We start from the raw sequence: 12,620 nt of genomic DNA on the forward strand, positions 1-12,620 counted from the left end.
GCGCCGATCTGGCTGGAACACGGATAGAGCGATGCCCGCGCGGCTCTCCCTGCGACGACGAACCGACGGCCGCGACCCCTCGTCGCGCGATGCCGCTCGTCCTCTCGTCCGCCGGTCCGCGCAAGCCTGAAGCGTGGCCATCCGTCGGACGATCACCCTTCCGACGTGAGCCAGCCTTCCATGATGATCGACAGTTTCACCGTCCAGGCCGAGCGGCCTGAGCATGCGGATGCCATCGAGGCCCTGCACGAGGCCTCGTTCGGCCCCGGCCGCTTCGCCCGCGCCGCCTCGCTGCTGCGCGAGGGCGTTCCCCACGATCCGGCTCTCTCCTTCGTCGCGACGGCGGGGCTCCAGCTCATCGGCTCGGTGCGGCTGACGCCGATCGTCATCGGCGATCGCCCCGCGATCCTGCTCGGACCGCTGGCGGTGGTCGAGGGCTGGAAGGGGCGCGGCGCCGGAAAATCGCTGATGCGCACCGCGCTCGCTGCCGCCGCGGAGGCCGGCCATTCCGTCGTGCTGCTGGTCGGCGACGAGCCCTATTATGGCCCGTTCGGCTTCGTGCGGCTGGAGCCCTACCGGATCACGTTGCCGGCTCCCGCCGATCCGGCCCGCGTCCTCGTCTGTCCGCTCGCGGACGGTGCGCTGGACGGGCTCGGCGGCGCGGCACGGCGGGCCGCCTGATCAGCGGCCCTCGCGATACCAGGTGGCGGCTGCGAGGCCGAGAAGGATCGCAAGGCCGAGGAAGCCCGAGAAGAGCGGCAGGCGCTCGACGCCGGTGAGCAGCGAAGCTTCCGTCATGCGCACGCCGATCCAGTCGCGGCCGGAAACGGTGCGGCCGGAATGGACGGGCACGATGCGCGGCACGTCGGGCGTCCCGGCGGTCGTCTCCATGCGCGCGATGCGGCCGCCCGAGGCGTCGATGACCGGCTGAAGCTTTCCGAAGGTCGAGCGCACATCCTGGAACTCGCGCGGATTTGCGGGACCGACCAGCGCGAAGGCGCGCCGCTCGCCATCCTCGACCCGCCAGAGGCCGATCTCGTTCGCCGGGATCTCGGCGCGGAAACGACCCGGCCCGTCGGGGGCGAGCGTCGCAGTGCTGCGGGCGCCCGACGGCGCGATCACCGTCACCGGATCGATGGCGTCGCGCATGGTCTGGCGCTCGATGGTGACCGTCGCGCCCTTGGCGCTGGCCCGCAGCGCCTCCTCCTCGAGGTCGGGCTCCTTCATCAGCCAGTGGGCGAGGCGGCGCAGCAGGTCGACATGCGGGCCGCCACCCTCGAAATTGCGCGCCCAGAGCCAGACCTGGTCCGAGAGCAGCAGCGCGACGCGCCCCTTGTCCTCGCGCTCCAGCACGAGCAGTGGCTCGCCATCGGCGCCCTTCATCACGACCTCGCCGCCCGGCTGGTCGGTCTCGATCTGGCGGAACCAGCGGCTCCAGTGCGGCGGGCTGCTGTCGCCCCCTTCGAGGCCGCGCGTCACGGGGTGGCGCTTGCCGAGATCGGTGACCTCGGGGAAGAAGGGCTTCTCGATCACCCGGCCGGTCGGTGCGGCGGGCAGGACATCGGCGAGCGGCGTCGTGTAGAGGCTGGCCTCGGAGGCATAGTCCGGCCCCGAGGCGACGAGCAGCGCGCCGCCATTGCGCACATATTGCGCGATGTTGTCGAAGTAGAGGATCGGCAGCACGCCCTGCTGCGCATAGCGATCGAAGATGATCAGGTCGAACTGGTTGATCTTGACCGAGAACAGCTCGCGCGTCGGGAAGGCGATCAGCGACAATTCGTCGATCGGCGTGCCGTCCTGCTTCTCCGGCGGGCGCAGGATGGTGAAATGGACGAGATCGACCGAGGCGTCGGATTTGAGGAGGTTGCGCCAGATGCGCTCGCCGGCATGCGGCTCGCCCGAGACGAGCAGGACGCGGAGATTCTCGCGGATGCCGTCGATCACGACCGCGGCGCGGTTGTTGACGGTCGTCAGCTCGTCCGCCAGCGGCTCGGCCTCGAACTCGTAGATGTTCTGCCCGGCATGGGCGATCTCGATCTCGAAGCGGTTGTCGACGCCGGGCGTCACGATCTCGGTGGCGATCGGGTCGCCGTCGCGCGAGATGGTGACCTTCACCGGACCCGACTGCGCCGGTCCGCTGTCGTCGACGCTGTAGGTGATCGTCTGCTTCTCGCCGACGATGCCGAAGCGCGGCGCCTGGCGGATGACGAGGCGGCGGTCGATCTCGTCGTCGCGCCCCGAGACGAGCGCGTGAAGCGGCGCGCTGCCGAGCACTTCCGACGGATTGGCCGGCACATCGTGCACCTCGCCGTCGGTGAGCATGACGACGGCGCCGATCCGCTCGGGCGCGACATCGGCGAGTTCGGCCGAGACGGCCTTGAACAGCTCGGTGCCGTCGACCGGCGCGCCGTTGGCGGTCGGGCCGACCTCGACGGTGCGCAATTCGATGTCGCGCAGATCACCGAAGCGCCTGGCCAGAGCCTCCCGCATGCGCTCGGTCGCGGCCGCGCGGTCCGAAAAGGACTGGCTGGCGCTCTTGTCGACCACCATCGCGACCACTGTTGGCAGCGCCTGGCGCTGTTCGTCGAGGAGCACCGGGCCGAGAAGGGCGAAGACGAGCGCGGCCAGCGCGGCAAGCCGCAGAAGGGCGCCGCGCGTCCGGCGCAGCACGAGCGGCGCGATGGCGGCGAGACCGAGGATGCCGAGCGTGGCGATCAGCCAGAGCGGCAGCAGCGGCGCGAAGGTGAGCGACCAGTTCACTGACCGAGCCTCTCGAGCAGCGCCGGGACATGCACCTGGTCGGCCTTGTAGTTGCCCGTCAGCGTGTACATCACGATGTTGATGCCGGTCCGGTAGGCCATCTCGCGCTGGCGCGGATCGGGCGGGACGGTGGGATAGAGAAAGCGCCCGTCGGGATCGGTCGCCCAGGCTCCGGCGAGATCGTTGGCGGTGATCAGGATCGAGGAAACGCCGTCGCCCGGCCGAACCGGCCTGTCGCCGGCCGCCTCGTCATCGACGGCCGAGGTCTCGACCCAGAGCGGGCTGCCGGAATAGCGGCCGGGATAATCGGCGAGCAGGTAGAAGGCCTTGGTCAGCACATGGTTGCTCGGCACCGGCTCGAGCGGCGGGATGTCGAGGCCGGTGAGCATCGCCCGCAGCCGCTCCGCCTCCGGCGTCCCGGCGAAGCCGTCGCTGCCGGGCGGCCGGTCGAGCTCGTCGCGGGTGTCGAAGAGGATCGTGCCGCCCTGCTTCATATAGGCGTCGATGCGGGCAAGCGTCTCGGAGCTCGGCATCGGCGAGGACGCATCGATCGGCCAGTAGAGCAGCGGGAAAAAGGAAAGATCGTCCTTGGCGACATCGACGCCGATCGGATCGCTCGGCTCCAGCGCCGTGCGATTGGCGAGCTCGCGCGAGAGACCGGCGAGGCCCTCGCGGCTCACCTCGTCGATCGACGCGTTGCCGGTGACGACATAGGCGAGCCGCGTCGCGTTGACGGCGTCCATCGCGAACTGGTCCGACGCCGCATCGGCATGGGCGGGCCGCGGCGCCAGCGCCGCGATCAGCGCCAGCGCGAGGACGGCCACGGGTGCCGCGCGGCGAAGGCGCAGGCCGCCATTCAGCCAGAGCACGGCGAGCGCATCGGCGACGAGACAGGCGAGCGCGACGACGAGCAGCCAGGGCGAGAGATCGGTCGGCGCCGTCGTCGGATAGGCGGCGACGCTGGCGCCGTTCACGAGCTTCGCGTCGAAGGGCGGCAGCGTCGCATCGGCGCCGAGGAGGTTCACGGCGCGGAAGGCGTCGTCATTGCCGTAGAGCCCCGGCGGATGCTCGCGGGTCGGCGCGACGCCCTCGGCCGCGGCCGGCAGCGGGCGCGCCAGCGGATCGGCGGTCACGGTGCGGCCGAAACCGTCCAGCAGACGCCAGGGCGGCAGCATGACGCCGCCGGCCGTGCCCTCGACGGCGCCGGCCTTCGCCGCGGTGGCGGGAACGGCGGAGAAGGCCGCGATCCGGCGCAGCATGTCGACGAAGCTCCCCGAAAGCGGCAGGTTGGACCAGCTCGTATCGGCGGTGACGTGGAAGAGCACCAGCCAACCCTTGCCGAGCCGGGCGCCGGTGACGAGCGGCGTGCCGTCGGCGAGCGCCGCCCAGGTGCGGGCCTGGAGGTTCGCGTCGGGCTCGGCGAGCACCTGCCGGCTGACCGTCACGTCGCCCGGAACCGCCATGCCGGCGAAGGGGCCGCCCGGCGCAAAGGAGGCCAGCGGCTGCGGGCTCGACCAGGACAGGCTTCCGCCAAGGGTTCGCCCGCCTTCGCGAAGGCGCACGGGAACGAGCGTGTTCTCGCCCGCCGTCGCGGCGGCGAGGCGCGGGCCGGCGAAGCGCAGCAGCGTGCCGCCGTCCTCGACCCATTTCGAAAGCCGCTCCTCGATCTCGGGCGTCAGCGTGCCGATATCGGCCAGCACGATCACCGCCGCGCCACCGTCGATGAGCTGCGGGATCGCGGTCGCGGCATTGGCGTCGCCGGCATTGATGACGTCGGCGAAGGGCTGCACGGCGCGGGTCAGGTAGTAGCGCGGCGAGAGCAGCGGCTGGGCGTTGCTGTCGTTCGAGCCGCCCGACACGATGCCGATGCGGCGGCGCTTGAAGCGGTCGTCCAGAAGCTGCACCGCGCCGGCATTGGCGCTGCCGGCGATCTCGACGCGCACGATCTCGTTGCGCAGTTCGGTCGGAAGGTCGAAGACCGCCTCGGCCTTGGTCTCGCCCGCCTTGAAGGCGAAGGGCGCGACGCCGACCGAACGGCCCTTCAGATCGCGGGCCTCGATCAGGCCGGCGTCGACGAGCCGGCCGTCGCTGCGGACGACCGAGAGGGTCAGCGCGTCCGAGCCGGCGGCAGGCGGCAGCAGGCCTTCCAGCGTGGTCCCGTCGCCGTCATAGAGGCCGACCGGCGCCTTCACGCTCTCGTTGAGGAACCGCGCGAAGGCCTCGGCATCGTCGCCGCCGAGCCCGCTCGCGAGCCAGGCGACGCCGCCGAACGGCCGCGCGGCGACGGCGGGAGCCATGGCGGCGGCGATCGCGGTGCGATCTGCGGGATAGGGGCGCGGCTGCAGCGCATCGATCCGGGCGATGGCGGTGGCGGCATCCGACGGGGCGTATTCCTGCGCCGGCGCCTCAGCCGTGGCGACGAGCGTCACGGGACGACCGCTCCGCTCGGCGAGTGCGACGATGCGCTTGGCCGTCTCGACGCGGGCTGGCCAGTTGCGCGCCGCCGCCCAGTCATTGTCGAGCACGACGAGCAGCGGGCCGTCGCCCGGCGCGGTCTCGCCGGCCGGCCGCCAGACCGGTCCCGCCAGCGCCAGGATGATCAGCGCCGCGAGCAGGAGGCGGAGCGCGGTGAGCCACCAGGGGCTGCGCGCCGGCTGCTCGTCCTTCGGCACGATCTCGGCGAGGATGCGCGTCGGCGGGAAGGTTTCGATGCGCGGGCGCGGCGGCGTCAGCTTCAACAGCCACCAGATGGCCGGCAGCAGGACGAGCGCCGAAAGGACGAGGGGTGTCGCGAAGGCGAGGGGAAGGCCGCCCATCAGATCGCGCCTCCGGCGAGGCTGCGATCGGAGAGCCGGGCATGGAGGGCCAGCAGAGGTTCGGTCGCCGGACGGTCGGTGCGGTGGACGAGATAGCTCCAGCCGAGGCGTCGGCAGGTGGAGGCGAGATGATCGCGCCGGGCCGCGAGATGGCGGCGATAATCATCCGCGATCTGCTCGGCGCGGCCGGCGACATAGACCGTTCCGCTTTCCGGATCGCGGAACTCGGCCCGGCCGGCATAGGGGAAGGTCTCCTCGACCGGGTCGCGGATCTCGATCAGATGCACGGTCGCGCCGGCGCGGGCGCAGTCGGCGAGCTTGGCGTCGATCTCGCCGAGCGGATCGAGAAGATCGCCGATCATCACGAGATCGGCGAAGCGCGTGAGGCGGCGGGTGTCGGGCAGTCCGACGGAATCGCGACCGCGATGCAGCAGCGTCTCGGCGAGCCGTTCGGCTGCGTTTCGCGCCAGCACCGGGTCGGAGAGGCCGATGAGGCCGATGCGCTCGCCGGCGCCGGCCAGAAGCTCGGCGACCGCCAGCAGCAGAACCACGGCGCGGTCGCGCTTCGAGGCGGTGGCGAGAGGCGAGCGGAACTCCATGGAGCGCGACAGATCGGCGGCGAGCCAGATCGTATGGGCGGCTTCCCACTCCCGCTCTCGGACATAGAGATGATCGTCGCGCGCCGAGCGCCGCCAGTCGATCCGGCCGGGCGCCTCGCCGGCGAGGAAGGGCCGGAACTGCCAGAAGGTCTCACCGGGGCCCGCGCGCCGCCGTCCGTGCCATCCCGCGAGGACGGTGGTCGCGATGCGCCGTGCCTCGACCAGTAGGCCGGGGAGGCTGTCCGCGAGCGTCTTCGCCTCGGCGAGGGGGCGATCCGCGCCGGGAGGGGAGGGGGCGGGAGAGGCCGCTTCCGTCACGCCGTCAACCGATCCGTGCCTTGAGGCGTCCGATCACCCCCCGCACCGTTTCGCCATCGGCGCGCGCGGCGAAGGAAAGGCTCATGCGATGCTGAAGCACCGGCTCCGCCAGCGCCAGCACGTCGTCGATCGACGGCGCATAGCGCCCGTCGATGAGCGCCCGGGCGCGCACCGCGAGCATCAGGGCCTGGCTGGCGCGCGGGCCGGGGCCCCAGGCGATGGCTTCGGCCAGCTTGCGATCGCCGGCCGCGCCGGGGCGGGCCGAGCGCACGAGTTCGAGGATCGCCTCGACGACGCTCTCGCCCACCGGAAGGCGGCGCACCAGCTGCTGGAGCGCGCGAAGCCCGGCGGCATCCATGACCCGCGTCGCGGTGGCATCGCCGGAACCCGTCGTCTCGAACAGCATGCGCCGCTCGGCCTCGATGTCGGGATAGAGCACGTCGATCTGCAGCATGAAGCGGTCGAGCTGCGCCTCGGGGAGCGGGTAGGTGCCTTCCTGCTCCAGCGGATTCTGCGTGGCGAGGACATGGAACGGCGCCGGCAGGTCGTAGCGCTGGCCGGCGATGGTGACGTGATACTCCTGCATCGCCTGCAGCAGCGCGGACTGCGTGCGCGGGCTGGCGCGGTTGATCTCGTCCGCCATCAGGAGCTGCGCGAAGATCGGTCCCTTCACGAATCGGAACGCGCGGCGACCTTCCGCGTCCTGGTCCATCACCTCGGAGCCGAGGATGTCGGAGGGCATCAGGTCCGGCGTGAACTGCACGCGGCGTTCGTCGAGCCCGAGCACGGTGCCGAGGGTCTCGACAAGCTTGGTCTTGGCAAGGCCGGGCACGCCGACGAGGAGGCCGTGGCCGCCGGACAGCAGCGTCACGAGCACGCGCTCGATCACCTGTTCCTGGCCATAGATGAGCTGGCCGATGGCGGCGCGAGCCGAGCCGATCGTCACCACCGCGGCATCGGCCTCGGCGACCAGCGATTGCGGGTCGGCCGCGGCGAGGGATGTCTGATTGAACGCGCTCATGTCGGCCCATATAGTTTCAGGGGACGGATCGGCGAGATGTTTCAGCCGCGCCGCTCCTTCATCTTGGCAGATCGGACCGGCGGCGCCAGTCGCCGGGCCACGGATTTCCTCAGGCATGGCAAGGTCAAAGCAAGGCGAAACGAAGGCCGCGACGAAAGGCGGTCCGCCGCAGGACCTCGCCGAACGGATCGCAGGCTCGCTGCCGCCCTTCCGCCCGGCGCCGGTCGCGCTGTGGAATCCACCCCTGTCGGGCTCCATCGATATCCGCATCGACCGCGAGGGCCGCTGGCATCACGAGGGCGAGCCGATCCTGCGCGAAGGGCTCGTCCGGCTCTTCGCCAGCGTTCTGCGGCGCGAGGCCGATGGCAGCTATGTGCTGGTCACGCCGGTGGAAAAATACGTGATCGAGGTCGTGGACGTGCCGTTTCTGGCCGTCGACCTCCGTGCGGCTGCCGATCCCCCGGTGCTGGTCTTCGTCACCAATCTCGGCGAGGAGGTGCCGCTCGACAGCGAGCATCCGCTCAGGATCGACGACGCGGACAAGGGCGCCTTCATGCCCTATGTGACCGTTCGGCCCGGCCTCGAGGCGCGGCTGACGCGCGCGGTCGCCGAGGATCTCGCCGGCCATGCGGTCGCGAAGGGCGATCGGCTCGTCGTCGAATCGGCCGGTCAATTCTTCGTCATCGGACCGCTGCCATGACGATCCTGGCCGACGACGATCGATTCCTGCCCGACCGGGTCTTTGCCGTGGCGAAGCGGCGGCTGCTGCCCGTCTCGGAGGCGGAGGGGGGCGCGAGCGAGCCGGTCATCAATGCCGACTTCAAGCCGCCGCGAGGCTTCCGGGCGCGGCCGGCGGCGGTGCTGATCCCGATCGTCGCCCGCGATCACCCGACGGTCCTGATGACGCGGCGCACGGCGCGGCTGCGCCAGCATGCCGGGCAGATCGCCTTTCCCGGCGGCGCCGTCGACCCCGGGGATGCCGATGCGGCCGCCGCCGCCCTTCGCGAAGCCGAAGAGGAGATCGGCCTCGATCCGCGCCTCGTGCAGCCGCTCGGCCGGCTCGGCCCCTATATCGCCGGCACGGGCTATCACATCACGCCGGTCGTGGCGCGCGTCGAGCCCTCGTTCCGGCTCCTCCTCAACCCGGATGAGGTCGAGTCGGCCTTCGAGGTGCCGCTCTCGTTCCTCATGACCCCTGAGAACCACCGGCAGGGCAGCCGCGAATGGGACGGCACCCGGCATTTCTTTTACGAAATGCCGTATGACGAGCACTATATCTGGGGGATCACGGCCGGGATCATCCGCGGCCTCTATGAACGGCTCTTTGCCTGACCATGGTTCGGTTCCTCGCCTTCACGTTTCTCTTCTTCCTGCTTCCCTTCGCGCTCTACGCGGCGTGGCGCTTCTTCAAGGCCGGCGTCAGGCCGGGCGAGGAGCGCTGGCCGATGATCGTGTGGTTGCGGCTCGCCGTTGTCGGAATCGTTGCAATGCTCGCCTCGCTCCTGGTCATCCTCGCCTATCCCGCCGATGAAGCGGGCGGCATCTACCGGCCCGCGCATATGGAGAACGGGAAGATCGTGCCGGGCCGGTTCGAATGACGGACGCGAGGCTCGCCGGCGCGGACTTCCTCGCCGACCCGCTTGTCGTCGACGTGCTCCGCATCCTCTCGGCCGAGGGCGGCGCGGCGCGCGTCGTCGGCGGCGCTGTGCGCAACGCGCTGATGGGGCTTCCCGCCTCCGGCGATATCGACATTGCGACGACGCTTCTGCCCGACGAGGTCATGGCGCGCGCGGCCGCGGCGGGGCTTCAATCGGTGCCGACGGGCATCGAGCACGGCACCGTGACGGTGATCGGTCGCCACCGGGTCGTCGAGGTGACGACGCTGCGCGAGGATGTCGAGACGAATGGCCGCCACGCCGTGGTACGGTTCGGCACCGACTGGGCGGCCGACGCCGCGCGTCGCGACTTCACCATGAACGCGCTCTTCGCCGATGCGCAGGGCCGTATCTTCGATCTCGTCGGCGGGCTCGACGATCTCGCCGCGCGGCGTGTCCGCTTCATCGGCTCGGCCGACCAGCGCATCGCCGAGGATCGGCTGCGGGTGCTCCGCTTCTTCCGCTTCCATGCGCGCTATGGTCATGGCGCGCCCGATGCCGAGGGCCTCGCGGCAGCCATCCGCGCCCGCCATGCGCTGGGCGATCTCTCGGCCGAGCGGATCGGTCAGGAGATGCGGCGTCTGGTAATCGCGCCGGGCGCTGCCGCGACGCTCGCCGTGATGCAGGACAGCGGCATCCTGCCGCTCATCGCCGCCGGCGTCGGGCGGGTCGGCGTCTTTCAGCGGCTCGCCGCGGACGCGGGCGCGCCGGATGATCCGGCCCTGCGCTTCGCGGCGCTGTTCGGCTTCGTGCAGGAGGATATCGACCGCATCGTGCGCCGCTTCCGCCTCGCCAATCGCGAGCGCGACCGCATGACCGAGGCGCTCGCCGCGCGACCGGCGCTGATGGGCGGCGGCCCCGCCTCGGACCGCGTGGCGCTCTACCGGCGCGGGCGCGAGGCGGTGACGGGCGCGCTGGCGCTGCTCGCCGCCGAGGGCCGGCTGCCCGCCGCCGAGGCCGCGGCGCGGCGATCGGCGATCGAGGCTTTCCAGCCGGCGGTCTTCCCGCTCTCGGGACGTGACGTGGTGGAGGCGGGAATCGGACGCGGGCCGGCCGTCGGCGTGATCCTGCGCCATCTCGAGGACTGGTGGCTGCGCGAGGACTTCAGGCCCGATGCGGCGATGCTCCGCCGGCGCCTGCAGGAGATCGTCGCCGCTCAGCAGTAGCGCAGTCCAGAAACGAAAATGGCCGGGACGAGCCCGGCCATTTCGCATGTCAAACGTCCGTGTGGCGCGCCCGTGCGCGACCTCGGTGCGCGAACCTAGTGCGCGACCTTGGACCAGATCTTCTTCTTGGTCACATAGAGCAGGCCGGCGAAGACGATCAGGAAGATGATCACCTGGAAGCCGGCGCGCTTGCGCGCGTCGAGATGCGGCTCGGCGGTCCACATCAGGAAGGCCGACACGTCGCGCGAATACTGGTCGACCGTCTGCGGCGTGCCGTCGGTATAGGTGACCTGACCGTCCGAGAGCGGCGGCGGCATGGCGATGGCCGGGCCGCTGACGAAATGCGGGTTGTAGTGCAGTCCCGGGGGGATCTGCATGCCGGCCGGCGCTTCCTTGTAGCCCGTCAGGAGGCCGTGGATGTAGTCCGGGCCGCCTTCCTCATACTGCGTGAACAGGTCGAGGATGAACCAGGGGAAGCCGCGCTCCACGGCGCGGGCCTTGGCCATCAGCGACAGGTCCGGGGGCGCCTTGCCATTGTTGGCGGCGGCGGCCGCCTCCGGGTTCGGGAAGGGCGAGGGGAAGCGGTCGGAGAGGCGGCCGGGACGCTCGAACATGTCGCCGGCGTCGTTCGGGCCGTCCTGCACCTGGTAGCTGGCCGCGACGCTGCGCGCCTGTGCCTCGGTGAAATGCGGCCCGCCTTCCTGCGCCAGGTTGCGGAACGACATCAGGCTCATCGAATGACAGGAGGCGCAGACCTCCTTGTACACCTGATAGCCGCGCTGCAGCTGCGCCGTGTCGAAGCGGCCGAACAGGCCGGCGAAGGACCAGGGCTCCAGCGTCGGCTTGATGATCGGGAAATGCGTCGGCTGGGCTTCCTCGCCGCCACCCTCGGCGGCGAGCGCCGCGCCGGCGCCGATCGCGCCGATGCCGAGCATCACGCCGAGGCCGAGGCCGGCAAGCTTCGTGGACAAGCTCTTCATGGTCATCGATCCGTTTCCTGTCCCACGGCTCACTTGGTCTGCGGTCCGGACGGAGCACCCGCCGTGACGGGCGCACCACCGCCGAGCACTGCCTCCGTGATCGAGGCCGGGAGCGGCCTCGGCTTCTCGAACAGGCCGAGCAGCGGCAGGATGATCAGGAAGTGGGCGAAGTAGTAGACCGTCAGGATGCGGCCGACGATCAGGTAGCCACCCTCGGGCGGCATGGCGCCGATATAGCCGAGGCCGACCGCGGCGACCGCCCAGATCCAGAAGAACTGGCGATAGAGCGGGCGGAAATTCGCGGAGCGGACCTTCGACGTATCGAGCCACGGCACCACGAACAGCACCGCGATGGCGCCGAACATGGCGATGACGCCGAGCAGCTTGTCCGGGATCGAGCGCAGGATCGCGTAGAAGGGCAGGAAGTACCATTCCGGCACGATATGCGCAGGCGTCACCAGCGGATTCGCCTCGATGTAGTTGTCGGCGTGGCCGAGATAGTTCGGCACGTAGAAGACGAAGTAGCAGTAGAAAATCAGGAAGACGACGAGGCCGAGCGCATCCTTGACGGTGAAATAGGGATGGAAGGGCAGGGTGTCCTGCTTGTCCTTCACCGAGACGCCGGTCGGGTTGTTGGAGCCGGGAATGTGCAGCGCCCAGATATGCAGAACCACGACGCCCGCGATGATGAAGGGCAGCAGGTAATGCAGGGCGAAGAAGCGGTTCAGCGTCGGGTTGTCGACCGAGAAGCCGCCCCACAGCCAGGTCACGATCGTCTGGCCGACGAGCGGGATGGCGCCGAACAGGTTGGTGATCACGGTAGCGCCCCAGAAGGACATCTGGCCCCAGGGCAGCACATAGCCCATGAAGCCGGTCGCCATCATGAGCAGGAAGATGATCATGCCGAGGATCCACAGGACCTCGCGCGGGGCCTTGTAGGACCCGTAATAGAGGCCGCGGAAGATGTGGATGTAGACGGCGATGAAGAACATCGACGCGCCGTTGGCATGCAGGTAGCGGAGCATCCAGCCGGAGTTCACGTCGCGCATGATGCCTTCGACCGAGTTGAAGGCGAGCGTGACATGCGGCGTGTAGTGCATCGCGAGCACCACGCCGGTCGCGATCTGCGCGACCAGCATGAAGGCGAGGATGCCGCCGAAGGTCCAGAAGTAGTTCAGGTTCCGCGGGTTGGGGAACACGATGAAGGACGAGTGCACCAGGCCGATGATCGGCAGGCGCGTCTCGAGCCACTTCAGCGCAGGATGCTGGGGCTGATAGGTCGAAGGTCCGGACATGGTTGCGTCT

At 70.2% G+C, this 12,620-nt stretch carries 11 protein-coding genes; 5 read left to right on the top strand and 6 right to left on the bottom strand.

Features of this window, described 5'->3' with window-relative positions; all coding sequences use genetic code 11:
• Positions 1-180: 180 nt before the first annotated feature.
• Positions 181-681, top strand: a complete 501-nt coding sequence (locus QO015_RS19220) for a GNAT family N-acetyltransferase (RefSeq protein WP_266283873.1) — start codon at positions 181-183, stop codon at positions 679-681.
• Here QO015_RS19220 and QO015_RS19225 read toward each other — a convergent pair whose 3' ends face one another.
• The 4 genes from QO015_RS19225 to QO015_RS19240 are packed head-to-tail and all read right to left on the bottom strand — an operon-like array spanning position 682 to position 7,514.
• Entirely contained in the window at positions 682-2,760 is a 2,079-nt protein-coding gene (locus tag QO015_RS19225; RefSeq protein ID WP_266283625.1) for a hypothetical protein, read from the bottom strand.
• Positions 2,757-5,576 (bottom strand): DUF4159 domain-containing protein, encoded by a 2,820-nt coding sequence (locus tag QO015_RS19230; protein WP_266283626.1) that lies wholly within the window; start codon positions 5,574-5,576, stop codon positions 2,757-2,759. The genes QO015_RS19225 and QO015_RS19230 overlap by 4 nt, the downstream gene beginning before the upstream one ends.
• Entirely contained in the window at positions 5,576-6,493 is a 918-nt protein-coding gene (locus QO015_RS19235) for a DUF58 domain-containing protein (RefSeq protein ID WP_266283627.1), read from the bottom strand. The genes QO015_RS19230 and QO015_RS19235 overlap by 1 nt, the downstream gene beginning before the upstream one ends.
• Before the next feature lie 4 nt (positions 6,494-6,497).
• Positions 6,498-7,514, bottom strand: coding sequence for an AAA family ATPase (locus QO015_RS19240; protein WP_266283628.1), 1,017 nt, complete (start codon positions 7,512-7,514; stop codon positions 6,498-6,500).
• 115 nt (positions 7,515-7,629) lie between these two features.
• On the opposite strand from QO015_RS19240, the gene QO015_RS19245 reads away from it, so the two are divergent.
• Genes QO015_RS19245 through QO015_RS19260 form a run of 4 tightly spaced genes read left to right on the top strand, consistent with a single transcriptional unit; the run spans position 7,630 to position 10,335 of the window.
• The gene (locus tag QO015_RS19245) at positions 7,630-8,214 is read left to right on the top strand and encodes a DUF1285 domain-containing protein (protein WP_266283630.1); all 585 of its coding nucleotides are present in this window, start codon (positions 7,630-7,632) and stop codon (positions 8,212-8,214) included.
• Positions 8,211-8,846 carry a CoA pyrophosphatase gene (locus QO015_RS19250; protein WP_266283631.1) on the top strand — a complete coding sequence of 212 codons (636 nt, stop codon included), beginning with the start codon at positions 8,211-8,213 and terminating at the stop codon, positions 8,844-8,846. The genes QO015_RS19245 and QO015_RS19250 overlap by 4 nt, the downstream gene beginning before the upstream one ends.
• A gap of 2 nt (positions 8,847-8,848) precedes the next feature.
• The gene (locus tag QO015_RS19255; RefSeq protein ID WP_266283633.1) at positions 8,849-9,112 is read left to right on the top strand and encodes a DUF6111 family protein; all 264 of its coding nucleotides are present in this window, start codon (positions 8,849-8,851) and stop codon (positions 9,110-9,112) included.
• A complete protein-coding gene (locus QO015_RS19260; RefSeq protein WP_266283635.1) occupies positions 9,109-10,335 on the top strand; it encodes a CCA tRNA nucleotidyltransferase in 1,227 nt (408 codons plus the stop codon). Before QO015_RS19255 ends, QO015_RS19260 begins: the two co-directional genes overlap by 4 nt.
• Before the next feature lie 95 nt (positions 10,336-10,430).
• Here the strand turns inward: QO015_RS19260 and QO015_RS19265 are convergent, their stop codons facing one another.
• Together QO015_RS19265 and QO015_RS19270 are read right to left on the bottom strand one after the other, a co-directional pair.
• Positions 10,431-11,315: a cytochrome c1 gene (locus QO015_RS19265; protein WP_266283637.1), complete on the bottom strand. Its 885-nt coding sequence runs from the start codon at positions 11,313-11,315 to the stop codon at positions 10,431-10,433.
• 29 nt (positions 11,316-11,344) lie between these two features.
• Positions 11,345-12,610: a cytochrome b gene (locus QO015_RS19270; protein WP_266283639.1), complete on the bottom strand. Its 1,266-nt coding sequence runs from the start codon at positions 12,608-12,610 to the stop codon at positions 11,345-11,347.
• Positions 12,611-12,620 lie beyond the last annotated feature (10 nt).

The organism is Kaistia geumhonensis (assembly GCF_030815145.1).
Taxonomy (GTDB): domain Bacteria; phylum Pseudomonadota; class Alphaproteobacteria; order Rhizobiales; family Kaistiaceae; genus Kaistia; species Kaistia geumhonensis.